Source organism: Synechococcus sp. CCAP 1479/10, assembly GCF_019038515.1.
In the GTDB taxonomy this organism is placed as follows: Bacteria; Cyanobacteriota; Cyanobacteriia; order PCC-6307; family Cyanobiaceae; genus Cyanobium.
Genome location: NZ_JAFKRJ010000044.1, coordinates 1 through 23307, shown reverse-complemented (window position 1 = coordinate 23307; position 23307 = coordinate 1). Strand labels below are relative to the sequence as shown.

Genomic DNA, 23307 nt, shown 5'->3' with positions numbered 1-23307 from the left:
CTGGAAGGCTCCCGTTCGGAGCCGGAGAGAGGAGGTGGTGGACAGGGGCGGCCTGGGGCCGGGTGTTGGCGAGGGTCGGGGAGAGCCCTCCGGGGGATCAGCCCAGCTGGTGCGTCACGCCACTGGGGCGGCCGTCGGCAGGTCCTTGCGGCTGGTGAGCACCCGGTCGATCAGGCCGTAGGCCTTGGCCTCTTCCGCCGTGAGGTAGGTCATCCGGTCGGAGTCGCGGGAGAGCTCGTCGATGCTCTTGCCCGTGTTCTCGGAGAGGATCTCCAGCATGCTGTGCTTGTTGTGCAGCACTTCCTTCGCCCGGATCTGGATGTCGCTGGCCTGGCCGCGGGCGCCGGAGCGGGGCTGGTGGAGCACGATCGAGGCGTGGGGCAGGGCGGCCCGCTGGCCCTTGGTGCCGGCCGAGAGGATCATGGCGGCGGTGCCCATGGCCTGGCCGATGCAGATGGTGTGCACCGGCGGCTTGACATAGCGCAGGGTGTCGCAGATGGCGAAGGCTTCGGTCTCGAAGCCGATCGCATCGCCCGAGTACCAGCTGGTGCCGGTGGAGTTGATGTAGAAGAAGATCGGCTTCTCCGGGTTGTCGAACTCCAGGTAGAGCAGCTGGGCGATGATCAGCTCGGTGACGTCGATGCCCATCTGACGCTTGGCGTCGTCGTCGGAGAAGAGGGGCAGCCCCAGATAGACGATCCGCTCCTTGAGCAGCAGGGACGGCAGATCCGGCGGCGGTGTGCGCATCACCGCGGAATCGCCGTAATAGGGGGCCGACACCGTCATCCGCGCTCACAAGCAGTCGTGAGGCAGGAGCCTAGCCGGGGCCAGGAGGCTGGTGCTCCTGCAGGGCGACGGGTTTTCCGCCCTGCTTGTCGAGGCCCCGGCCGTTGCCCCGCTCGCCGGGCCGGTCGCCGGGCCGCTCGCCGCTGCGGTCGCAGCGGGCGAAGACCATGCGGCCGGTGGGGGTCTGGAGGGCGCCGGTGACGGTGACGGGCAGCCGTTCGCCGATGCGGCGCCGGGCATCCTCGACCACCACCATGGTGCCGTCCTCCAGGTAGCCGACGCCCTGGTCGGCCTCCTTGCCTTCGCGCACGATCTTGAGCTGCAGGCCATCCCCCGGCTGCACCTCGGGTCGCAGGGCGATGACCAGTTCGCTGAGGTTGAGCACCTTCAGCTCCTGGACCTGGGCCACCTGGGCCAGGTTGAAGTCGGCGGTGAGCAGGGTGCCGCCGGTGTCGGCGGTGAGCTTGAGCAGCTTGTCGTCGGCGCCGTTGCCGCTGTAGCGGGTGCTGTTGACCACCAGCCGGCGGCCGTAGTTCTCCCGCAGTTCGGTGAGCAGCTTCAGGCCCCGCCGTCCCTTGGCGCGCTTCTCGCCGTTGGAGGAGTCGGCCAGGGCCTGGAGCTCGTCGATCACGGCCTGAGCGACGATCACCTGGCCCTCCAGCAGCCCGGAGGCCAGCAGACCGCGGATGCGGCCGTCGATGATCACGCTGGTGTCGAGGATCTTGGCGGTCGCGGGCAGCAGCACGCCATCGGCCACCAGCAGGGCCTCGGTGCTGGCCGGGTTGAACAGACGCAGCAGGGTGCGTCCGTGCACTTCCGCCAGGTTGTAGCCCAGCACCCCGAAGAAGACGTTGCTGAGGACCGCCGCCAGCGGCTTCACCAGCACCACTTCCCAGGGCAGGGGCAGCAGCAGGATCGGCGCCAGCAGCAGGTTGGCCACCAGCAGGCCGAGGATCAGGCCCACCGCCCGGCTGATCAGCAGGTCGGTGGGCATGCTGCGCACCTGGGCCATCAGGCGCCGCCGCAGCTGCTGGAAGAAGATGCCGGCGATCAGCCCGAAGAAGGCGCCGAAGCCCCCCATCACGGTGCGCAGACCCTCCTGGTTGGTCACCTGCAGCAGCAGCTGTTCCGGCAGCAGGTCAACCCCGAGCCAGCCGGTGGCTGCCCCTGAGATCAGGAACAGCAGCAAGATGAGGGTGTCCACCATGCTTCGAAGTCCCGACGCCTCGGCCGCCCGGCAGGTTTGGAAGAAGCTTGGCCGATCTTCCGCCGTTTGGGTCCCAGGGATTACCGCCCGTGATGGATCCCCGATCCGCCTACGTCCACATTCCCTTCTGCCACCGGCGCTGTTTCTACTGCGATTTCCCGGTGGTGCCCCTGGGGGACCGGGCCGATGGGGCCTCCTCCGGCTCCATCGCCGCCTACCTCCCCCTGCTGTACCGGGAGATCGCCAGCTCCCCGGCCGGCCCGCCGCTGGCGACCGTCTACCTCGGCGGCGGCACCCCCTCGATGCTCACCGGCGCCCAGGTGGCCGGCATCCTGGAGGCCCTCGAGCGTCGCTACGGACTGGCCCCGGGGGCGGAGCTGAGCCTGGAGCTGGATCCGGCCAGCTTCGATGAGGCCCGCCTGGCGGACTACCTGGCCGCGGGCATCAACCGGGTCAGCCTGGGGGGCCAGAGCTTCGACGATCGGGTGCTGGCGGAGCTGGGCCGGCGCCACCGGGGGGAGGACCTGCGGGAGGCGGCCGCCTGGCTGCGCCGGGCCCGGCGCCGGGGGGAGCTGGCCAGCTGGAGCCTGGATCTGATCCAGGGGCTGCCCCGCCAGGGCCTGGCCCACTGGGACGGCCAGCTGGCCGAGGCCATCGCCCAGGAGCCCCCCCATCTGTCGGTGTACGACCTCAGCATCGAGCCCGGCACCGTCTTCGAGCGTCGCCTGGCCCTCGGGGAGCTCGCCCTGCCGCCGGAGGATCTGGCCGCCGACCTGATGGACCTGACCTGGGGCCGGCTCACCGCCGCCGGCTATGGCCACTACGAGGTGTCCAACTACGCCCTGCCCGGTCACGCGTCGCGCCACAACCGCGTCTACTGGAGCGGTGCCGGCTGGTGGGGGTTCGGCATGGGCGCCACCGGCGCCCCCCGCGGCCGCCGGCGGGCCCACCCCCGCACCCGTGCCGGCTACGCGGAGATGCTGGCGGCCCGGGTGGAGGCGCCGGCTGAGGACGGGGAGGGCATGCCCTTCGACGAGCGCCTGATGGTGGGCCTGCGCTGCCGGGAGGGGGTGAATCTGGAGCGCCTCGCCCGCCAGGAGCGCCTGGCCCCCGCGCTGCTCGACGGGCTGCGGCGGCGGCTCGGGGACTACGAGCGGCGCGGCCTGCTGCGCGTCGAGGGGCCCCGCTGGCGCCTGGCGGACCCGGAGGGGCTGGCCCTCAGCAATGGGGTGCTGCGGGAGATGCTGGCCTGGTGGCAGGAGCTGGAACGGCCCTCGCCCCAGGCGCACCCGGCCCCTGCTCCCTGACCCAGCGGCCCAGGACCTCCACCGCCAGCGCCCGGCCCTGCATCAGCGGCGGGCTGAAGGGGGGCTGGCGGGTCGTGAGCCCCAGCAGGTCGGCCGTCACCCGCACCTGGCCGTCGCAGCCGTCACCGGCGCCGATGCCGATCACCGGAATCGCCAGGGCGGCGCTCAGCTCCGCGGCCAGCTCCGCCGGCACATGCTCGAGCACCAGGGCGAAGCAGCCGGCGTCCTGCAGGGCCCCGGCCCGCCGCCGCAGCCGCTCCTGGCTGATCGGATCGCCGGCCTGGCGGCGGTAGCCCAGCTGATGCACCGACTGGGGGGTCAGCCCCAGGTGGCCCATCACCGGAATCCCGCTGCGCACCATCCGGTCGATCACGGCCAGGGTCTCGGGTTCGGCGCCCTCCAGCTTGACCGCCACGGCGGGGGTCTCCTTCAGCACCCGGCCCGCCGCCGCCACGGCCGCATCGGCGCCGCACTGGTAGCTGAGGAAGGGCAGGTCGCAGATCAGCAGCGGTGGATCCTGCGGGGCCGCCGCCGCCAGGCCCCGGCCGGCGGCGCGGCAGTGGTGGAGCATCTCCTCGAGGGTCACCGGCAGGGTGGTGGCGTGGCCGAGCACCACCATCGCCAGGGAGTCGCCCACCAGCACCGCGTCCACCCCGGCGCCGGCCACCACGGCGGCGGAGAGGGCGTCCCAGGCGGTGAGCACGGTGATCGGCAGGCCCGCCTGCTTGCGCCGTGTCAGATCAGCGGGTCGCAGGGGCACGGCACGGGGGGTCGCAGGGGGCATTGCTAGCATCGACCCGACTCGGACCCACGCGGCTCTGACGCCCAAATCTGGTCAGGACCGGAAGGGAGCAGCCACACGGGATGCTCAGGGCAGGCGTGGACTCCGGGTCACCCTCTTCCAATTGCCGTGAAGGGCCGTGGTGACCGGCCGCGATCACGGCCCGTAGCGACAGCCCACGGATCAACCTCCGGATGAGGCCCCGGCTCAGTCGACCCGGTTCTGGCGGTTGATCAGGAAGGGCGGGATCATGGCCCCCCGCTCCTCGGGCGTGTGGGTGAGGGTGTCGGCGAAGCTGGCGGCGGGGCGCTCCGGCCGGTAGTGGCCGCCGCTCTGGAACCCAGTGGCGATCACCGTGACGTGGATCTCCCCCTCCAGGGATTCGTCCACTACCGCGCCCACGATGATGTTGGCGTCGGGATCGACCACGTCGTAGATCACTTCCGAGGCGGTGGTCATGTCCTCCAGGGTCATGTCCTTGCCGCCGCTGATGTTGATGACGCAGCCGTTGGCTCCGTCGATGCGGGCCGACTCCAGCAGCGGGCTGCTCATGGCGGCCTGGGCCGCCTCAATGGCCCGTGAGCGGCCGGAGCCCACGCCGATACCCAGCAGGGCGGTGCCGGCGTCGGCCATCACCGAGCGGATGTCGGCGAAGTCGACGTTGACCAGGCCCGGCCTGGTGATGATGTCGGTGATGCCCTTGACGCCCATCCGCAACACATCGTCGGCGGCGCGGAAGGCCTCCTGGAGCGGCGCGCCGGCGATGGCGTCCCGCAGGCGGTCGTTGGGAATGATGATCAGGGTGTCGACATGCTCGGCCAGGCGGGCAATGCCCTCCTCCGCCTGGCGCAGCCGCTTGCGGCCCTCGAAGCCGAAGGGCTTGGTGACGATGCCCACGGTGAGGGCGCCGCACTCCTTGGCCACCTCGGCCACGATCGGCGCCGCGCCGGTGCCGGTGCCGCCGCCCATGCCGGCGGCGATGAAGACGAGGTCGGCGCCTTCCAGGGACTGCTGCAGGTCGGCCCGGGATTCCTCTGCCGCCTTCTGGCCGATCACCGGGTTGCCGCCGGCCCCCAGGCCCCGGGTGAGCTTCTGGCCCAGCTGGATGCGCTGGCCCGCGGCCGACTGCAGCAGGGCCTGGGCGTCGGTGTTGAGCACCCGGTAGCCCACCCCGTTGAGGTCGGTGGCGATCATCCGGTTGACCGCGTTGCTGCCGCCTCCCCCCACGCCGATGACCTCGATCCGGGCCGACTGGCTCGGGACGATCCCGTTGCTGCTGGGCGAGATCTGGCTCATCGCGTGGGGCTCCTGCGGGGACGAAAGATCGACGTGGTATGGGCGGTCCTGATCGCGCGACATCGCGGGAGGGGGAGTGTGGCCGTTGATCTGCGGCTGCATTATGTCGGTGGCCAGCTCAGCTGAAGTTGCCGATAGATCACATTGGACCGAATCTCAGCAGGGCGCAACGGCCTGTGAGGATTGTCTGGCTGGTCGCCGGGCCCCCCCAGCCCACACAGCAGGGCTCACCGCAGGCCTCACTGGGTGCCGGCGGGAGCGGCGGGACCGGGAGCCGCGGCGGCGGGCCCGGGGCGAGGCGGCGGCGAGGGGCTGGCTGGGGGACCGCTGCCCCCCCTGGTGCCCACGCTCAGCTCCGGCTGCTCCGGATCGGTCAGATCGATCAGCTGGGGCGGGGCCCCCTTCATGGTGGCCGGCAGGGTGCGGCTGAGGTGGGCGACCACCTCCAGCCGCCGGGGCAGCCGGGCGTCCGGGGGGCCGAGGCGCACCCGGCCGAGCTGGGTGGTGCTGAGCCAGAGACTGCCGTCCGGCTCGAAGCGGATCTCCCGCAGGCCGGGGCCCAGCGCGTCCCGCTCCTTCAGCACTTGGGCCAGGGCCGTGCGGTGGCGGCCGTTCCAGCCGACGACCAGCAGGGACAGGTCGCCCTGGCTGCGGATGCCCATGTGCTGGCGGATGCTGATCCAGTTGCCGAGGCCGTCGACGAAGCCCATCTCCGGGCCGCGGTCGGTGCGCCGCTCCGCCCGGGCCACCGCCTCCCGGTCCTTCAGCTCCACCCGCAGCCGCGGCGGCAGCATCAGCCGGCTCACCTTCACCTGCTCCACCGGCAGGGCCCCCATCAGGTCGCTGGCCACCAGTCTGGGCTGCAGGGCCATCAGGGGCTGGGGGAAGCGCAGACCCGCCGCCGCGATCACCTGGTCGCGGCTGACCACGGCGCTGCCGAGCACCTCCACCTGGTTCGGTTCCCGCAGGGTCCAGCCCTGCCGCAGCAGCAGGTAGCCCAGGCCGACGGACATGCCGCTGAAGACCAGGATCCGCCACAGCTGGCGCAGCCGCTCGCTGCGGCGTTGACGGCGCAGTTCCTTGCGGCGCAGGACACCTGGCGGCAACGGCGCTCCCGGCGACGGCGGCGCTCCCTGCGACGAGGGGACCCGCTTCACAGCTCGCAGCGGGAGCGGGCCATGAGTTCATCCATCCAGGTGCGGGCCCGGCGGGCATCGGCGAAGGGCAGCTCCGCCTGCTGGCCGCCTCCCACCAGCCGCAGACGGCAGGCCCCCTCGCTCTCCTCGGTCAGGGGGGCCTCCCCGGAGCTGAGGGAGAGCAGCTCGACCATTTCCAGCTGCTTGATGGTGAAGCCTCCCACCGGCTGGAAGCTGCCGGCCACGAACTTGCTCCAGGTCAGCTCCCCATTGACGAGCCGGGCGGCCCCGCAGCCGTCCAGCTTGGCCAGTTCGGCGCCGGTCGCCCAGTCGCTGAACTGCTGCTGGCGCCGCCGCTCGACCCAGCCGAGGGCCACCAGGAGCACGAAGGCCGCCAGCAGGGGCAGCCACAGCAGGCCATGGATCACGGCGCCGTTCCTTCCATGTTCATCGGGAGCACCGATCCTCCCGCGCCCAGCACCAATTGGTGCACCAGGTCGGGGAGCGGACATCCACTGGCCTCCCAGAGCATGGGGTACATGCTCTGGCTGGTGAAGCCCGGCAGGGTGTTGATCTCGTTCAGCCAGAGGCTGCCTGTGGCCTCGTCGTAGAAGAAGTCGACCCGGGCCAGCCCCCCGGCGTCCACCGCCCGGCAGGCGGCCAGCGCCATCGCCCGGGCCTGCTCGCTCACGGCCTCGCTCACGGGCGCGGGGATGACGGTGTGGCTGTGGCCTTCGCTGTACTTGGTCTCGTAGTCGTACCAGTCGGCGTCGAAGCGGATCTCCCCCAGTACCGAGGCGCTGAAGCCGTCGCCCGGGCCCCCGTGGCGCCGCAGCACGGCGCACTCGAGCTCCCGGGCCTTGACGCCCTGCTCCACCACCAGGCGTCGGTCCAGGCCCGCCGCCAGCTCCAGGCCCTGGAGCAGACCGGCCCTGTCGCTGGCCTTGCTGATGCCCACCGAGGAGCCCATGTTGGCCGGCTTGACGAAGCAGGGATACCCGAGCTGGCTCTCCAGCCGATCCAGCAGGGCCTCCGGAGCGCCGGCCAGCTCATGGGCCGCGACGCAGGCGTAGGGCACCTGGGGCAGGCCGGCGGCGGCGAAGGCGGCCTTCATGGCCTGCTTGTCCATGCCCAGCGCCGATCCCAGCACCCCGGAGCCCACGTAGGGCACCCCCATCAGGGTGAACAGTCCCTGGATCGTGCCGTCCTCCCCGTTGGGGCCATGGAGCACCGGGAACCACACCGCGATCTCCAGGGCGCCGTCGGGAAAGCCCCGGAAGCCCCCCGGCTCCGCCGGTCCGGGCAGATCGCCGGGTTCGGCCGGCACGCCCCGCTCGAGCACCGCCGTGGCCACGGCGTCGGGCCACCAGCGGCCGCCGCGATCGATGTAGAAGCTGCTGACCCGGTAGCGCTCGGCATTGGCCCCGCTGCGCAGTCCCCGCAGCACGGTCTGGGCCGAGCGGATCGAGACGGCGTGTTCGCCGGAGGCTCCCCCGAACACCAGGCCGACGCGGGTGGGGGTGGGGGCCATCGGCGCAGGAAAGAGGGCCAAACGTATCAGCGAATGCCGCTCCGGCCCAGGGGCCGGCCGCTGAGGCTGAACGGCCGCACCGTCTCGATCTCCACGTCGACCAGGTCCCCGGGGGCGAAGGGGCGGCCATCGCCGGGGTCGGCGGCGAAGAAGGTGAGGCGGTTGGTGCGGGTGCGGCCCATCAGCTGAACCGGATCGCGGGGGTTGACCCCCTCGGCCAGCACCTGTTCCCGCCGCCCCAGGTAGCGGGCGCTGCGCTCCGCGGCCACCCTCTCCACCAGGGCGTTGAGCTCCTGGAGCCGTTCCACCTTCACCGCCTCCGGCAGCTGGTCGGGCCAGTCGGCCGCCGGGGTGCCGGGCCGCGGCGAGTAGGCGGCGGTGTTGACCTGGTCGAAGCCGATCGATTCGATCAGCGCCAGGGTGCGGCGGAACTGGGCGTCGGTTTCGCCGGGGAAGGCCACGATCACGTCGGCGCTGATGGCCGCGTCGGGGAGGCGCTGGCGGATGCGCTCGATGATCCGCCGGTAGCGCTCCACGGTGTAGCCCCGGGCCATGGCCCGCAGCACGTCGTCGTCACCGCTCTGGAAGGGGATGTGGAAGTGCTCGCACACCTTGGGCAGGTCGGCGCAGGCGTCGATCAGCCGGTCGGTGAAGTACCGGGGGTGGCTGGTGGCGAAGCGGATGCGCTCGAGGCCCCGTACGTCGTGCACCGCCCGCAGCAGGTCGGTGAGGGTGTGGGCCCGCCGGCCCTCGGCGGTGATGCCGGGCAGGTCGCGGCCGTAGGCGTCGATGTTCTGGCCCAGCAGGGTGACCTCCCGGTAGCCCTGGGCCGCCAGTCCCTCCATCTCCAGGCGGATTGCCTCGGGCAGGCGGGACTGCTCCCGGCCGCGCACGGAGGGCACCACGCAGTAGGTGCAGTGCTCGTTGCAGCCGTAGATGACGTTCACCCAGGCGCAAACGGCGCTGTCCCGCCGCGCGGTGGTGATGTCCTCGAGGATGTGGTGCTCGTCGGTGGCCACCACCTGCTGGCCGCTCTCCACCCGGGTGAGCAGGGCCTCGAGCCGGTTGGCGTGCTGGGGACCCATCACCAGGTCCAGCTCCGGCACCCGCCGCAGCAGGGACTCCCCCTCCTGCTGGGCCACGCAGCCGGCCACCACCAGGGTGAGGCCGGGGTTGGCCCGTTTGCGCTGGGCCTGCCGCCCCAGGTAGCTGTAGACCTTCTGCTCGGCGTTGTCCCGGATCGTGCAGGTGTTGTAGAGCACCAGATCGGCGCTGTGCTCGTCGCTGCCGGGGCTGTAGCCCATGGCTTCGAGGATGCCGGCCATGCGCTCGGAATCCGCCTTGTTCATCTGGCAGCCGAAGGTGGTGATCCAGTAGCTGCCGCGCCGTGCCGACGGCGCCTGCTCGGCCTGCGGGCCGGAAACGGTGGCTGTCATGGGATCCAGTTTCCGCTATCGCCCTGCCGGCGTCAGCGCGGCGGCTGTGGCAGCGTGAACCTCCCGGCCCCTTTCTGGCATGCGCTGCCGCCTGAGCCGCTTTCCCCTCACCAAGGCGGTGCCCCTGGCCATCAGCCGCGGCACCACCGCCGCCGTCGAGCACCTGCTGCTGGAACTCGAGCACGACGGCATCACCGGCCGCGGCGAGACCGGCGGCTTCGACACCGGCCACAGGGCTTACCGCACCGACGACCTGGCCGCCGAGCTGGAGGCCGTCCTGCCGGCCCTCGAGAGCGTCGACCCGGAGCCGTTCCAGGCCCTCGACCCGCTGCTGGAGACGCTGTCGCCCCCGGCCCGCTGCGCCGTCGATCTGGCCCTGCACGACTGGTGGGGGCAGCGGCTGGGCCAGCCCCTGTGGCGGCTCTGGGGCCTCGATGACGGCGCCATCGTCCCCACCAGCGTGACCCTGGGGCTGGGCAGCGAGGCGGCGGTGCTGGAGCGGCTGGAGCGCTGGTGGCAGCAGCTGCCCGCCAGCCGCATCAAGCTCAAGCTCGGCAGTCCGGAGGGCCTCGACCACGACCGGGCCCTGGTGCAGGCGGTGGCCCAGGCCCTGGAGCGGCGCCACCAGAGCCATGGGTTGACCGGCGAGCTGCAGGTGGATGCCAACGGCGGCTGGAGCCTGGAGCAGGCCCGGCCGATGCTGGGCTGGCTCGACGCCCAGGGCGTGGCGCTGGTCGAACAGCCCCTGGCCCCCCTCGAGGATCCGGAGGCCGATTGCGCTGCCTTTGCCGCCCTGGAGCTCGACTGCCCCATCGCCCTGGTGGCCGACGAGAGCTGCTGGAACCTGGCCGACCTGGTGCGGCTCGCCCCCTACGTCGATGGAGTGAACATCAAGCTGCTCAAGAGCGGCGGGCTGGCGGAGGCCCTGCTGATGGCCAGGGCCGCGGGGCGCCTGGGCCTCGGGGTGATGCTCGGCTGCTACTCCGACAGCGCCCTGCTCAACGGGGCCGCCGCCCAGCTGCTGCCCCTGGTGCGCTGGCCGGACCTCGACAGCCACCTGAACCTGGTGGACGACCCCTTCAGCGGCCCCGCCCTGGAGGGGGACCGGCTGCGGCCGGGCACGGCCCCCGGCCTGGGGGTGCTCCATGCTCGGCTCTGACGTCCCGATCGTGCTGCTGCAGCACGGGGGCCTGGACAACCTCAGCGGCAAGACGGGCCTGGCGATGCTGCGCTACCGCCAGGGCCCGATCGTGGCGGTGGTGGATCCGGACCACCCCGGGGCCGACCTGCGGGCGGTCACCGGCATCGGGCGGGCCGTGCCGGTGGTGGGGTCCCTGGCGGAGGCCCTCCCCTTCGCTCCGGAGGTGGCGGTGGTGGGGCTGGCCCCCTCCGGCGGCCGGCTGCCGCCGGCCATGGGCCCCGACGTGGCGGCCGCCCTGGAGGCGGGGCTGTCGCTGGCCAGCGGTCTGCACAGCCGCCTGGCCGACGATCCGTCGCTGGCGGCCCTGGTGCGGCCGGGGCGCTGGATCTGGGATCTGCGCCGGGAGCCCCCCGGCCTGAGCGTTGGCGGCGGCCGTGCCGCGGCGCTGCCGGGCCGCCGGCTGCTGGCGGTGGGCACCGACATGTCGGTGGGCAAGATGAGCGCCTGCCTGGAGCTGCTGGCCGCCGCCCGGCGCCGTGGCGGCGATGCCCGCTTCGTCGGCACCGGCCAGGCCGGCATCCTGATCAGCGGCGGGGGGGTGGCCCTCGATGCCGTGCGCATCGATTACGCGGCCGGCGCCGTGGAGGCCGCGGTGCTGGCCGCCGCTGCGGACGCCGGCCCGGACACCCTGGTGCTGGTCGAGGGGCAGGGCTCCCTCTGCCACCCGGGCTCGAGCGCCACCCTGCCCCTGATCCGCGGCAGCCAGCCCACCGATCTGCTGCTGGTGCACCGCGCCGGTCAGCGCACGATCCAGCGGCTGGCGGATTGCCCCCTCCCCCCCCTGCCCCAGGTGATCGCCGCCGTCGAGGCGCTGGCGGCCCTCGGCCGGCCGGCGGGATCCGCTCCGCCCCCCAAGGTGGTGGCCATCGCCCTGAACACCGCCCACCTCGACGCGGCCTCGGCGGCGGCGGCGCTGGCCGCCACGGCCAGCGAGACGGGTCTGCCCTGCCTCGATCCGGTGCGGCAGGGCGGAGAGGCCCTGCTGGAGCTGCTGCTCAGCCAAGAAAGAAGCCCGACGCCGAAGCGCCGGGCCTGAAGGGCGAGCGAGGGGACTCGAACCCCCGAATGGTGGCGCCACAAGCCACTGCCTTAACCACTTGGCGACGCCCGCCGCGGTCTTTGCCAATGTATCAAGCGAGCCTGCCGGCCCCCACCTCTTGCCACCGCCGACCACCGCCACCCGCACCGTCTCCGGCCTCCTGGGCCTCACCGCCGCCGCGGGGGGGCTGATCGGCCTTGCCGTCACCAATCCCGGCCCGGCGGCCTTCGAGGAATTCGCCGCCGAGAAGCTCACCGAACTGGCCAGCGAGGAGCTGTGCCGCAACGATGGGCTGCCGCTGCTGGCCCGGTTGCTGATCCAGAACTGTCCGGAGCTGGTGCGATCCCAGCGCAAGGTGCTGGGTCGCCTGGCCCGGGAGAACTCACGCCGCTACAACTTCGGCCTGCTGAGCATCTACGGCACCCGCCTGGGCGGCGAGAAGGTGCTGCCCAACTGGAGCATTCCCCGTTACGACGCCGTCACCCTGGGGGTGGCCGGCCATTTCGTGCTGCTCAGCGCCGGCGAGAGCGCGCCGGGGAGCCCGATGCCGTGAGCGGGGCGGCCCCTCCGCCCGGCCATCGGCCCCTTCCGCCCGGCCACTTGCCACCGATGCGGATCCCCAGGCTCCTGCTCGACCCCTTTGCCCCCCTGCCGGCCGCGGATGACCAGGGGCTGGTGACGGTGCGGCTGGAGCATGGCGACGGACGGATCCGGGCCATCCACGGGCTGGCCCCTGGCTGCGGCGGCGATGGGGAGGGCGGCGCGCCTGCGCCCCTGGCGCTCACGCCGTTGGTGGAGCCCCACGCGCACCTCGACAAGGCTTTCAGCGGCGAGGCGTTCCCCAATCCCGAGGGCACCATGGCGGGCGCCATGGCGGCGAACGGCCGGGAGGCGGCCGACCGCCAGGCGGAGGCGGTGCGCCGGCGGGGGGAGCGGGCCCTGGAGCGTGCCTGGCGCTACGGCCTGCGGGCGATCCGCAGCCACATCGACAGCCTCGGCCCCTGGGCCACCCCCAGCTGGGAGGTGCTGCTGGAACTGCGCGACCACTGGCGCGGCCGGGTGGAGCTGCAACTGGTGGCGCTGGTGCCGGTGGGCCATTGGCGCACGGCCGAAGGGGAGGCGTTCGCCGCCTGGGTCGCCGCCCGCGGCGGCCTTCTGGGGGGGGTGCTCGGCGCCCCCTTCCGCTCCACCCCGGCCGACCGCGCCGGCCTGCTGGCCCTGCTGCGGCTGGCGGAGCGCCTCGGCTGCGGGGTGGATCTGCACGTCGACGAGAGCGCTGAGGAGCATGGCCGCGGCGTGGCCCTGGTGAGCGAGCTGCTGCTGCGGCACCGCATCAACGTGCCCCTCACCTGCAGCCACGCCAGCAGCATGGGCCTGCTGGCCGACCGCCCCTGCCGCCGCCTGGCGGAGGCGATGGCGGACGCGGCGGTGGGGGTGGTGGCCCTGCCCACCACCAATCTCTGGCTGCTGGGCAAGCACCACCGCCGCACCCCGTCCCTGCGGCCCCAGGCCCCGGTCCGCCAGCTTCAGGAGGCCGGGGTGACCGTGGCCGTGGGGGCCGACAATGTCCAGGACCCCTGGTTTCCGGGGGGGGATTTCGATCCCATCGCCCTGCTGCGTTTTAGCCTGGCCGCCAGCCACCTGATGCCCTGGCGCCGCCTCGGGCTCAGCCCTTTCAGCACGGCTGCGGCCCACCTGCTGGGCCTGGAGTGGGACGGGGTTCTGCGGGAGGGCGCCCCGGCCGATCTCCTCGTGCTGGGGGCCACCTCCTGGACCGAGCTGCTGGCCCGCCCCCCCCGGCGGCGGGTGCTGCGGGCCGGCCGCTGGCTGGACCCGCCCCCCTGCGAGGAACCCTCCCCCCCCCTGGCTGCCTGCCATGCCTGACGCCCCTTTCCCGGGACCGCTCCCCGCCCTGGCCGATCCGGAACGGATCCGGGCCCTGGCGGCCGAGCTGGCTGCCAGCCCGCTGGGCCTGACGCCGATCCTCGCCCCTGCGGAGCTGGGGCGGCTCTCGGCCGACTTCCACGACTATTCCCCCGTGCTGGAGCCGCTGCTCAAGGGCCTCCGTGCCCAGCTGGCGGTGAAGGTGGAGCGCGTGGAGCAGGTGATGGCGGTGGCCGGAGCCTGTGCCCGCCACCGGGTGCCGCTGACCGTGCGGGGCGCCGGCACCGGCAACTACGGCCAGTGCGTGCCCCTGGCCGGGGGCCTGGTGCTCGACATGGGGGGCCTCAACCGGCTGCGATCGGTGGACCCGGACAGCGGCGTGATCGAGGCGGAGTCCGGCTGCACCCTGGCCCATCTGGATGGCCAGCTGATGGCCCACGGCCGGGCCCTGCGGATGGCGCCCAGCACCTACCGCAGCGCCACCCTCGGGGGCTTCATCGCCGGCGGATCGGGTGGCCTGGGGTCCCTGCGCTGGGGCTTCCTGCGCGATCCGGGCCACCTGCTGGGGTTGGAGGTGGTGACGCTGGAAGCCGAGCCGCGGCTGCTGCGGCTCGACGCCGCCGCCAGTGCTCCCCTCAACCACGCCTACGGCACCAACGGCATCATCACCGCCCTGCGGATGGCCACCACCGAAGCGGTGGCCTGGGAGCAGGTGGTGGTGGGGTTCGACCGCTGGGAGGAGGCCCTGGAGGCCTCCCGGCTTCTACCCACCACCGGCCTGCTGCTCAACGCCCTCTGCCTGCTGGAGGCCCCGGTGGCGGCGGCCATGCCCTGGCCCGCCGGCTGCCCCGCCGCCGGTTCCGGCGAGCACCGGCTGCTGCTGCATGCGGCCCCCGACAGCCTGGAGCCCCTGCCCGGCTGGCTGGCGGCCCGGGGTGGCCGGATCCTCTGGCAGGGCCGCCGGCCCGAGCCGGGGCGGGGGCGGGGCCTGCCCCTGGGGGAACTCACCTGGAACCACACCACCCTGCACTGGCGGGCCCAGGCGCCGGGCTGGACCTACCTGCAGCTGCTGCTGCCCCGGCCGGAGGCGCCCCTGCTGGAGGCCGTGCGCGAGCGCTGGGGCACCGACGTGCTCTGGCACCTGGAGGGCGTGCGCCACATGGGGGCGCCCCGGCTGACGGCCCTGCCCCTGGTGCGCTGGCAGGGACCCGAGGCCCTGGCCGAGCTCGTCGCCCAGTGCCGCGCGCTGGGGGCGGTGCCCTTCGATCCCCACGTGATCACCGTCGAGGATGGCGGGCTGGGGGTGGTGGATGCCGATCAGGTGGCGGCCAAGGCCGCCTTCGACCCGGCCGGACTGATGAACCCCGGCAAGCTGCGCGGCTGGACGGGCTAGGGGCGCCCCGGCGGCGGTCTCAGGTGCAGTCCAGGCTCAGGCGGGTGTCGGCGCCGGTCACCGGGTTGGTGCCCCGGGCCTCCCGGCAGAGGTTGCGCTGGTCCACCCGGTCGAGCAGGGCATCGGTGAAGTCCGCATCGGTGACCGTGGCGCCGGTGAAGTTGCTGCCGGAGGCGATGGCTCCGCGCAGCACCGCGCCGGTGAGGTCGGTGCCGCTCATGTCCACCTTGTCCATCAGGGCGTCGCTGAGGTCGGCGCCGTGGAAATCGGCCTCCGGAAAGGCGGCCTGGGTGAGGATCGCCCCATGCAGATCCGCGTCCCTGAAGCGGGCCTGGCGGGCCGTGGCCCCGGCGAAGGAGCTGCCGGCCAGCTGCTGGCCGCTGAAGTCCTTGCCGCTCTGGTTGGTGAGGGTGTAGTCGACCCGGTCCTGGAAGTCGGCCAGGGCGCCGGAGGGGGCCAGCAGCAGCAGACCCAGCAGCAGGACCAGCAGCGGGCCCGCCAGCTGCAGGCCCCGCCGATGGGGGCTGCCCGCGGGCCGGGGGGCATCGGATCCGATGGCCGTCGTCATGGACCGTGGCTGCCGGGGACCCCTCCAGGCTGGCCCGCCCCGGGGACTTCGTCAGCCTCGGGGGCATCGAACAGGGGCAGCACGGCCCCCAGCAGGAACAGGGAACCGGCCACCACCGGCAGCGGCCCGCCTGGCAGCAGGCTGTCCAGTCCGGCGGCCAGGCTGCCGGCCGGTTCGAGCTGATCGGCCTTCCCCGGACAGGCGGCGGCCAGCTCCTCCAGGGTCCAGCTGGCGTGCTCCGGCACCGCCACCACCGCCGCCCGATCGCCGGGGCGCAACAGCTGCTCCAGCATCACCGCCCCCTCCTTGTGGCGCTGGATGCCCAGCAGCCAGCGGCGCGGCCTGCCCCCCTCGACACCTCCGTTTTCGCCCCCGTCGAGCCGGTCGAGCTCGCGGCGCAGGGTCGCCGCCGCCGGGGGATTGTGGGCCCCGTCGATCAGCAGCTCGCGGCCCCGCCAGCGGTGCCGCTCCATCCGCCCGGGCCAGCGGGCCGCTTCCAGGCCGGCGCGGATCGTCGCCGCGTCCAGGGGCGTCCCGGCCAGGGGCCCGCCAGGGGCGGTCAGGGCCCGGGCCATGGCCACCGCCACGGCGCCGTTGTGGCGCTGCAGGTCCCCCGCCAGGCCCAGGCGGGGCCCGCCGTCGGCCACGGCGGGCAGGGGTTCGAGCCACTGCAGGCTGGCGCCGCAACGCAGCGCTTCAGCCTCCAGCACCCGGCGGGCCTCGGGCTCCTGGGCGCAGCTGAAGGCCCGGCAGTCCGCGCCCATCACGGCGGCCTTCTCGGCGGCGATGGCGGCCAGGGTGTCGCCCAGGTGCTCGCGGTGGTCGAGGCCGATGGCCCCGAAGCCGATCACCGGTCGGCGCGGGTGGACGGTGGTGGCATCCAGCCGTCCCCCCAGGCCCACCTCCAGCACCGCCAGATCCACCCGCTCGCGGGCGAAGTGCTCGAAGGCCGTGGCCGTGATCAGCTCGAAGGGGGTGAGCCGGTGCTGGCGTGCCAGGGGCTGCCAGCGGGCCAGGTCGTCCCGCAGGGTGGTGGGCGTGATCCAGGCGTCATCCACCTGGATGCGCTCGCACCAGCTCACCAGGTGGGGGGAGCGGTAGGTGCCGACGTGCACGCCGGCGGCCCGCAGGATCGCGTGCAGGAAGGTGCAGATCGAGCCCTTGCCGTTGGTGCCGGCCACCTGGGCGGCGGCGAAGCGCCGCTCCGGGTGGCCCCCGCCGGCCAGGGCGCCGGCCAGCCGCTCCAGGCCCAGGTCGACGCCGCGGCGGGCGAAGGGTTCAAGCAGGTCGCCCAGGTCGACCGGGGGGGGCAGCGGGGACGGCACGGACAGGAACGGATCAGGCCAGGCTGTGGAGAGCCTTCTCCAGGCGCTTCACCGCCTTGCGCAGCTGGCGGGGCTTGACCACCAGCGGCGGCACGAACCGGACCACCCCGGGCCCGGCCGGCACCAGCAGCAGGCCTTCGGCCATGGCTGCTTTGACGATTTCCGCAGCCGTGGGCCCGCCCTCGCGCAGCACCAGGCCCCGCAGCAGACCCCAGCCGCGCTCGCCGGCCAGCCGCTCGGGGTGGCGGGTCACCAGCTCCTGGAGCAGGGACTGGAGCAGGGCTCCGTTGGCGCTCACCTTCTCCAGCAGTCCCCGGCGTTCGATCTCCTCGATCACCGTGAGGCCGGCGCGGCAGGCGAAGGGGTTGCCGCCGAAGGTGCTGGCGTGGTCGCCGGGGCGAAAGTGGTCGGCCGCGGCCTTCACCGCCAGGGCGCCGATGGGGATGCCGCCACCCAGGCCCTTGGCCATGGTCAGGGCATCGGGCTCGACCCCGAGCTGTTCGTAGCCCCACCAGCGGCCGCTGCGGCCGACACCGATCTGCACCTCGTCGAAGATGAGCAGGATGCGGTGGGCATCGCAGAGCTCCCGCACCCGCCGGAAGAAGGCCGGATCGCCGGGGTTGACGCCGCCCTCGCCCTGGATCGGTTCGAGCAGCACGGCCGCCACCCGGGGCCCCTCGGCTTCACAGGAGGCGAGCAGCGCTTCGAAGGCGGCCGTGTCGTTGTAAGGGAAGTAGCGGAAGCCCGACACCATGGGCTCGAAGCCCTGGTGGTACTTGGGCTGGCCCGTGGCGGTCACCGCCGCCAGGGTGCGGCCGTGGAAGCTGGCCTCGGCGGTAAGGATCAGCGGATCGGCGATGCCGCGCACCTGGTGGCCGTGCTTGCGGGCCAGCTTGATGGCGGCCTCGTTGGCCTCGGCGCCGGAATTGCAGAAGAAGACCCGGTCGGTGCAGCTGCGGGCGGTGATGGCCGCGGCCAGGGCCTCCTGCTCCGGAATCCGGTAGAGGTTGGAGACGTGCTGGAGACGGCCCAGCTGCCGGCAGAGCCGCCGCTGCAGCACCGGATCGCTGTGGCCCAGGGTGCAGACGGCGATGCCGGCCACCATGTCGAGATAGCGCCGTCCCTGGTCATCCCAGAGCCAGACGCCACGGCCCCGCGTCAGAGACAGGGGATAGCGCCCGTAGGTGTCCATCACCGGCTGGATGGGAGCGGTGGGACTCGAACCCACATGCCCGAAGGCGCTCGATTTTGAGTCGAGTCCGTCTACCAATTCCGGCACGCTCCCGAAGGGAGGACTCTAGGCGGCGGGGGTGGGCAGCCTGCGGATCGAGGCGCCTGCGGCGTTGAGCTTGCCCTCCAGATCGGCGTAGCCCCGGTCGAGGTATTCCAGGCCCCGCACGGTGGTGATGCCGTCGGCGGCAAGGCCGGCGAGCACCATGGCGGCGGAGGCGCGCAGGTCGGTGCCGTGGACCGGGGCGCCGCTGAGCCGGGCCACCCCCTCGACGCAGGCGGTGTTGCCCTGCATGCGGATCGAGGCGCCCATGCGCTGCAGCTCGGCCACGTGCTGGAGACGGTTCTCGAAGATGTTCTCGACCACCATGCTGGTGCCTTCGGCGGTGGCCAGCAGGGCCATGAACGGGGCCTGCAGGTCGGTGGGGAAGCCGGGGAAGGGCTGGGTGCGCAGATCCACGGCCCGCACCTTGCTGGCCGTGAGGATCAGGCCCTGGCCGTCGGCCTCGATGCGGCAGCCAGCCTCCTCGAGCTTGGTGATCACGGCACCGAGGTGCTCGGGCAGGGCGGGGAACACCCGCAGCCGGGAGCGGGTGATGGCGCCCGCCAGCAGGAAGGTGCCCGCCTCGATGCGGTCGGGGATGACGGCGTAGTCGGCCCCGTGCAGACGGTCCACCCCGACGATGGTGATGGTGGGGGTGCCGGCGCCGCGCACCTTGGCCCCCATGGCCAGCAGCAGCCGGGCCAGGTCGATCACCTCCGGCTCCTGGGCGGCGTTGTCGATGACCGTTTCGCCGTCGGCGAGGGCGGCCGCCATCATCAGGGTCTCGGTGGCGCCGACGCTGGGGCAGTCGAGGTGGATGTGGCCGCCGGTGAGGCGGCGCTGGCGGCCCGGCACCACGGCGGTGACCACACCGTGCTCGATGGTGACCTGGGCGCCGAGGGCCTTGAGCCCCTTGACGTGCTCCACCACGGGCCGGGTGCCGATCTGGCAGCCGCCGGGCAGGGGCACCTGGGCCATCCCCATGCGGGCCAGGAGGGGGCCGATGCAGAAGAAGCTGGCCCGCAGGCTGTTGACCAGCTCATAGGGCGGGGCGGCGGTGGTGATGTGGTCGCCGTGGAGGACGATCGCGTCGCCACCGCGCTGCACCCGCACCCCGAGGGCGGAGAGGATCTCGCCCATGGCCGTGATGTCGGTCAGGGGAGGCACGTTGCTGAGCCGCAGCGCGTCCTCGGTGAGCAGGCAGGCGGCCATCAGCACCAGGGCTGAATTCTTGGCGCCGCTGACCCTGATTTCCCCTTCCAGACGCCGTCCACCACTGATCTCCAGCCTGGTGCCGGCGATGGCCTTGACAGGCATGGGGGATACGGTCATGGACAGGAGTCCTGGTATCAATTTCGGGGGCATCTTGACAACGAATGATCCCGTCGTCTAGGGGGTCGCCGCTCAAACTGTCTTGCCACCCGCTTGCCGCCAGGGTCCGGAGGGGTGGGTCGCCGGTGATGATTTATGCTCCGTTCAGCGCCGCGGCTTCCGTGGCGGCTAAACGCCCGCGGATGTGGCGGAATTGGTAGACGCGCTAGTTTCAGGTACTAGTGGCAGCAATGTCGTGGGAGTTCAAGTCTCCCCATCCGCATCATTATTTTATGATTGTCCTCAAGATCACCAACGCCTCCGACGTCGTCGCCGCGAACATCGGCAGGTTTCTGGAGCGTCTGACCCCGGACGAGTACGACCAGAACAAGGTGGAGGACATCGTGATCGATCGCCTGGTGGCGAACCTCAAGGCGGAGGGCATCCGTGGTGAGGTGGCGGCCTTCAAGGGGCTCGACCTCAGCGACGACGACCTGGTCATCCACGATCACCTCAAGCTCCGGCGCCGCAAGACGATCTGACATCCCCGGGTCCCTCCCCTGATCAGCGCGGGCTGCAGCCGGGCAGCGAGCCGATCCGCAGTGTCCGCAATCCCCTCGTCCAGGCCCTGCGGCGCCTGCACCGGCCCAGCGGCCGCAAGGAGCAGGGGCTGATCCTGCTTGAGGGGACCCATCTTCTGCAGGAGGCCCTGGGGCTGGGTCTGCGGCCTCGGCAGCTGCTGGCCACGACCGACTGGCTGGAGCGCCATGACTCGCTGCTGGAGCGGTTGCCGGATCCGGGCCGGCTGCGGATCGCCAGCCCCGAGGTTCTGGCCGCCGCCGCCACCACCGGCCACCCCGACGGGGTGCTGCTGACCCTGGAGGCCGACGACCTGCCCGCCCCGGCGGCAACGCCGCCCGATTTCCTCCTGGTCCTCGACCGGCTCCAGGATCCGGGCAACCTGGGCACCCTGCTGCGCACGGCGCTGGCGGCGGGGGTGGAGCAGGTGTGGCTGGCGGAGGGGGCCGACCCGCTGCAGCCCAAGGTGCTGCGCGCCTCCAGCGGCGCGGCCCTGGCCCTGCCGATCGAGCGGATGGCGGCCAGCGACCTGCCCGGCCGCCTGGCCGCGGCCCGGGAGCGGGGCATGCAGCTGGTGGCGGCGGTGGTGCCCGAGGCGGCTGACGCCGCTCAGCCCTACTGGGAGCTGGACTGGTGCCGCCCCACGGCCCTGCTGCTGGGCAACGAGGGGGCGGGGCTGGCCCCGGAGCTGGCCGAGCTGGCCGACCGGCGGGTGACGATCCCCCACAGCCCGGCGGTGGAGTCGCTGAATGTGGCGGCCGCGGCCGCTTTGCTGCTGCTGGAGCGCCCCCGCCAGGCCCACGGCCGGCCCGGGGCCTGACAGGGGAGAATGCCGCTACCCATGCAGCCCCGTCCGGTGACCGCAGCACCCGCCTCCCCTCCCTCCGGGTTCGATTTCGACGTGATCGTGATCGGTGCCGGTTATGGCGGTTTCGATGCGGCCAAGCACGGCGCCGACCACGGCCTGAAGGTGGCGATCGTGGAATCCCGCGACATGGGCGGCACCTGCGTCAACCGGGGCTGCGTTCCCTCCAAGGCCCTGCTGGCGGCCAGCGGCCGGGTGCGGGAGCTCGGCGACGCCGAGCACCTCAAGGGGTTCGGCATCCATGCGGCGCCGGTGCGCTTCGAGCGCCAGAAGATCGCCGACCACGCCGCCCAGCTGGTGGCCACGATCCGCACCAACCTCACCAAGACCCTGGAGCGGGCCGGCGCCACGATCCTGCGGGGCAAGGGACGCCTCGACGGGCCCCAGCGGGTGGCGGTCCGCGAGGCCAGCGGCGTGGAGCGGGTGTATGCGGCCCGGGAGGTGATCATCGCCACCGGCTCCGACCCCTTCGTTCCGCCCGGCATCGAGACCGACGGCCGCACCGTGTTCACCAGCGATGAGGCCATCAACCTGGAGTGGCTGCCCCGCTGGATCACCATCATCGGCAGCGGCTACATCGGCCTGGAATTCGCCGACGTCTACACCGCCCTGGGCTGTGAGGTCACGATGATCGAGGCCCTCGACCGGGTGATGCCCACCTTTGATCCGGACATCGCCAAGATCGCCGCCCGCCATCTGATCGACGGCCGCGACATCGACGCCCGCTCCGGCGTGCTGGCCAGCAAGATCACCCCCGGCTGCCCGGTGAAGATCGAACTGGTGGACATGGCCACCCGCGAACCGGTGGAGACCCTGGAGGTGGATGCGGTGCTGGTGGCCACCGGCCGGGTGCCGGTGAGCAAGGACCTCAACCTGGCCAGCATGGGGGTGGAGACCAACCGGGGCTTCATCCCCGTCGACGATGGCCTGCGGGTGCTGGCGAATGGCGCGCCGGTGCCCCACCTGTGGGCCGTCGGTGATGTGACCGGAAAAATGATGCTGGCCCACACCGCCGCCGCCCAGGGCACGGTGGCGATCGAGAACATCCTCGGCCACGCCCGCCGCATCGATTACCGGTCGATCCCCGCCGCCACCTTCACCCACCCGGAGATCAGCTCGGTGGGGCTGTCGGAAGCCGACGCCAAGGAGCTGGCCGCCGCCGAGGGCTTTGAGCTGGGAGCTGTGCGCAGCTATTTCAAGGCCAACTCCAAGGCCCTGGCCGAACTGGAGAGCGACGGCCTGCTGAAGCTGCTGTTCCGCAAGGACACCGGCGAGGTGCTGGGGGCCCACATCTACGGCCTCCATGCTGCCGACCTGATCCAGGAGATCGCCAACGCGGTGGCCCGGCGCCAGGGGGTGCGGCAGCTGGCCAGCGAGGTACACACCCACCCCACGCTGAGCGAGGTGGTGGAAGTGGCCTACAAGCAGGCCGCCGCCAGCCTGGCCACGGCGGTGGGTGCCTGAGATGGAGATCCGTCGCCGGCCCCCCAACCCCTCGGTGCGGGTGGCCCACCTGGAATTCGGCACCCCCCATCCCGAGGAGAGCCCCCGCCACATCCTCGAGGAGATCGTCTGGGAAAAGGACAGGGAAGTGACGGCCGCCCGGGACCGGGTGAGCCTGGAGTCCCTCAAGCAGCAGGTGGCCGACCTGCCCCCCACCAGGGATTTTCTGGCGGCCCTGCGGGCCAGCTGCCGCAAACCGGCGGTGATTGCCGAGATCAAGAAGGCCAGCCCCAGCAAGGGGGTGATCCGGGAGGACTTCGACCCCGTCGCCATCGCCCGGGGCTACCGGGACGGCGGCGCCAGCTGCCTGTCGGTGCTCACCGACAAGCGCTTCTTCCAGGGGGGCTTCGAGGTGCTGGTGGCGGTGCGGGAGGCGGTGGAGCTTCCCCTGCTCTGCAAGGACTTCATCCTCACGCCCTACCAGCTGTTCCAGGCCCGGGCCGCCGGGGCCGATGCGGCCCTGCTGATCGCGGCGATCCTCACCGACCAGGATCTGGCCTATCTGCTCAAGGTGGCCCGGGGCCTGGGGCTGGCGGTGCTGGTGGAGGTGCACGACGCGGCCGAGATGGAGCGGGTGCTGCAGCTGGAGGGTGTGAACCTGATCGGCATCAACAACCGCGATCTGGCCAGCTTCACGGTGGATCTGGCCACCACCGAACAACTGATGGAACGCTTCGGCGAGCAGGTGCGTGCCCGCGGTGCCCTGCTGGTGAGTGAATCGGGCCTGTTCAACCGGGGGGACCTGGATCGGGCCGTCGGCGCCGGCGCCGATGCGGTGCTGGTGGGGGAAGCGCTGATGCGCCAGGACGACGTGACGGCGGCCCTGGAGACCCTGATCGGGGGCTGAGGCCCCCGAGGTCGCGGGGGGGGGGGGGGGGGGGGGGGG

22 protein-coding genes, 3 tRNA genes and 1 other RNA gene are annotated in these 23307 nt (G+C 72.6%); 12 read left to right on the top strand and 14 right to left on the bottom strand.

Going from position 1 to position 23307, the window contains the following annotated elements; all coding sequences use genetic code 11:
• Nucleotides 1–114: 114 nt before the first annotated feature.
• Both KUG39_RS14960 and KUG39_RS14955 read right to left on the bottom strand, forming a co-directional pair.
• Nucleotides 115–786: an ATP-dependent Clp protease proteolytic subunit gene (locus KUG39_RS14960; RefSeq protein WP_094587342.1), complete on the bottom strand. Its 672-nt coding sequence runs from the start codon at nt 784–786 to the stop codon at nt 115–117.
• A 31-nt stretch (nt 787–817) separates the two neighbouring features.
• The gene (locus KUG39_RS14955) at nt 818–1993 is read right to left on the bottom strand and encodes a PIN/TRAM domain-containing protein (RefSeq protein WP_216916080.1); all 1176 of its coding nucleotides are present in this window, start codon (nt 1991–1993) and stop codon (nt 818–820) included.
• A 92-nt stretch (nt 1994–2085) separates the two neighbouring features.
• Here KUG39_RS14955 and hemW point away from each other — a divergent pair, with 92 nt between their 5' ends.
• Nucleotides 2086–3300, top strand: a complete 1215-nt coding sequence (gene hemW, locus KUG39_RS14950) for a radical SAM family heme chaperone HemW (RefSeq protein WP_216916078.1) — start codon at nt 2086–2088, stop codon at nt 3298–3300.
• On the opposite strand, the gene panB is transcribed toward hemW, so the two are convergent.
• A complete protein-coding gene (panB, locus tag KUG39_RS14945) occupies nt 3212–4054 on the bottom strand; it encodes a 3-methyl-2-oxobutanoate hydroxymethyltransferase (RefSeq protein ID WP_216916094.1) in 843 nt (280 codons plus the stop codon). The genes hemW and panB overlap by 89 nt on opposite strands.
• 45 nt (nt 4055–4099) lie before the next feature.
• On the opposite strand from panB, the gene ffs reads away from it, so the two are divergent.
• An RNA gene (ffs, locus tag KUG39_RS14940) (signal recognition particle sRNA small type) lies at nt 4100–4196 on the top strand.
• Nucleotides 4197–4288: 92 nt separating this feature from the next.
• On the opposite strand, the gene ftsZ is transcribed toward ffs, so the two are convergent.
• From ftsZ to miaB, 5 genes are all read right to left on the bottom strand, one after another.
• Complete coding sequence (ftsZ, locus tag KUG39_RS14935; protein ID WP_015108978.1) at nt 4289–5377, bottom strand: cell division protein FtsZ; 1089 nt, start codon at nt 5375–5377, stop codon at nt 4289–4291.
• Nucleotides 5378–5616: 239 nt separating this feature from the next.
• Nucleotides 5617–6483 (bottom strand): cell division protein FtsQ/DivIB, encoded by an 867-nt coding sequence (locus tag KUG39_RS14930; protein WP_286191067.1) that lies wholly within the window; start codon nt 6481–6483, stop codon nt 5617–5619.
• A 47-nt stretch (nt 6484–6530) separates the two neighbouring features.
• The gene (locus KUG39_RS14925; protein ID WP_216916076.1) at nt 6531–6941 is read right to left on the bottom strand and encodes a hypothetical protein; all 411 of its coding nucleotides are present in this window, start codon (nt 6939–6941) and stop codon (nt 6531–6533) included.
• The gene (locus tag KUG39_RS14920; RefSeq protein ID WP_216916073.1) at nt 6938–8044 is read right to left on the bottom strand and encodes a D-alanine--D-alanine ligase family protein; all 1107 of its coding nucleotides are present in this window, start codon (nt 8042–8044) and stop codon (nt 6938–6940) included. Before KUG39_RS14920 ends, KUG39_RS14925 begins: the two co-directional genes overlap by 4 nt.
• A 26-nt stretch (nt 8045–8070) precedes the next feature.
• Nucleotides 8071–9480 (bottom strand): tRNA (N6-isopentenyl adenosine(37)-C2)-methylthiotransferase MiaB, encoded by a 1410-nt coding sequence (gene miaB, locus KUG39_RS14915; protein ID WP_216916070.1) that lies wholly within the window; start codon nt 9478–9480, stop codon nt 8071–8073.
• A 79-nt stretch (nt 9481–9559) separates the two neighbouring features.
• Between miaB and KUG39_RS14910 the strand changes: the two genes are divergently transcribed.
• Entirely contained in the window at nt 9560–10639 is a 1080-nt protein-coding gene (locus KUG39_RS14910) for a dipeptide epimerase (protein WP_216916067.1), read from the top strand.
• Nucleotides 10626–11717, top strand: coding sequence for an N-acetyltransferase DgcN family protein (locus tag KUG39_RS14905; RefSeq protein ID WP_216916065.1), 1092 nt, complete (start codon nt 10626–10628; stop codon nt 11715–11717). The genes KUG39_RS14910 and KUG39_RS14905 overlap by 14 nt, the downstream gene beginning before the upstream one ends.
• Nucleotides 11718–11719: 2 nt before the next feature.
• Here KUG39_RS14905 and KUG39_RS14900 read toward each other — a convergent pair.
• Nucleotides 11720–11792: transfer RNA gene (locus KUG39_RS14900), tRNA-His, on the bottom strand.
• On the opposite strand from KUG39_RS14900, the gene KUG39_RS14895 reads away from it, so the two are divergent.
• From KUG39_RS14895 to KUG39_RS14885, 3 genes are read left to right on the top strand one after another with little or no spacing between them, the layout of a single operon-like run.
• A complete protein-coding gene (locus KUG39_RS14895) occupies nt 11779–12273 on the top strand; it encodes a DUF4359 domain-containing protein (protein ID WP_286191068.1) in 495 nt (164 codons plus the stop codon). The genes KUG39_RS14900 and KUG39_RS14895 overlap by 14 nt on opposite strands.
• A 56-nt stretch (nt 12274–12329) precedes the next feature.
• Complete coding sequence (locus tag KUG39_RS14890) at nt 12330–13604, top strand: amidohydrolase family protein (protein WP_216916062.1); 1275 nt, start codon at nt 12330–12332, stop codon at nt 13602–13604.
• A complete protein-coding gene (locus KUG39_RS14885; protein ID WP_216916059.1) occupies nt 13597–14997 on the top strand; it encodes an FAD-binding oxidoreductase in 1401 nt (466 codons plus the stop codon). The genes KUG39_RS14890 and KUG39_RS14885 overlap by 8 nt, the downstream gene beginning before the upstream one ends.
• Before the next feature lie 19 nt (nt 14998–15016).
• On the opposite strand, the gene KUG39_RS14880 is transcribed toward KUG39_RS14885, so the two are convergent.
• The 5 genes from KUG39_RS14880 to murA form a co-directional block, all read right to left on the bottom strand.
• Entirely contained in the window at nt 15017–15565 is a 549-nt protein-coding gene (locus KUG39_RS14880; protein ID WP_216916056.1) for a pentapeptide repeat-containing protein, read from the bottom strand.
• Nucleotides 15562–16890 carry a bifunctional folylpolyglutamate synthase/dihydrofolate synthase gene (locus KUG39_RS14875; protein WP_216916053.1) on the bottom strand — a complete coding sequence of 443 codons (1329 nt, stop codon included), beginning with the start codon at nt 16888–16890 and terminating at the stop codon, nt 15562–15564. The genes KUG39_RS14880 and KUG39_RS14875 overlap by 4 nt, the downstream gene beginning before the upstream one ends.
• A gap of 13 nt (nt 16891–16903) precedes the next feature.
• Entirely contained in the window at nt 16904–18118 is a 1215-nt protein-coding gene (locus KUG39_RS14870) for an aspartate aminotransferase family protein (RefSeq protein WP_502988654.1), read from the bottom strand.
• A tRNA-Leu gene (locus KUG39_RS14865) sits at nt 18094–18175 on the bottom strand. Before KUG39_RS14865 ends, KUG39_RS14870 begins: the two co-directional genes overlap by 25 nt.
• Before the next feature lie 12 nt (nt 18176–18187).
• Nucleotides 18188–19495: a UDP-N-acetylglucosamine 1-carboxyvinyltransferase gene (gene murA, locus KUG39_RS14860; RefSeq protein ID WP_198960101.1), complete on the bottom strand. Its 1308-nt coding sequence runs from the start codon at nt 19493–19495 to the stop codon at nt 18188–18190.
• Between the two features lie 178 nt (nt 19496–19673).
• Here murA and KUG39_RS14855 point away from each other — a divergent pair.
• The 5 genes from KUG39_RS14855 (at nt 19674) to trpC (ending at nt 23268) form a co-directional block, all read left to right on the top strand.
• Nucleotides 19674–19757 (top strand) — tRNA-Leu (locus tag KUG39_RS14855).
• On the top strand, nt 19726–20016 hold the full coding sequence (locus tag KUG39_RS14850; RefSeq protein ID WP_502690426.1) for a DUF8653 family protein: 291 nt from the start codon (nt 19726–19728) through the stop codon (nt 20014–20016). Before KUG39_RS14855 ends, KUG39_RS14850 begins: the two co-directional genes overlap by 32 nt.
• A gap of 32 nt (nt 20017–20048) precedes the next feature.
• Nucleotides 20049–20873, top strand: coding sequence for a TrmH family RNA methyltransferase (locus KUG39_RS14845; protein WP_216916092.1), 825 nt, complete (start codon nt 20049–20051; stop codon nt 20871–20873).
• A 21-nt stretch (nt 20874–20894) separates the two neighbouring features.
• The gene (locus tag KUG39_RS14840; protein WP_216916049.1) at nt 20895–22382 is read left to right on the top strand and encodes a dihydrolipoyl dehydrogenase; all 1488 of its coding nucleotides are present in this window, start codon (nt 20895–20897) and stop codon (nt 22380–22382) included.
• Between the two features lies 1 nt (nt 22383).
• Nucleotides 22384–23268, top strand: a complete 885-nt coding sequence (trpC, locus tag KUG39_RS14835) for an indole-3-glycerol phosphate synthase TrpC (RefSeq protein WP_216916047.1) — start codon at nt 22384–22386, stop codon at nt 23266–23268.
• The last annotated feature ends 39 nt before the right edge of the window (nt 23269–23307 follow it).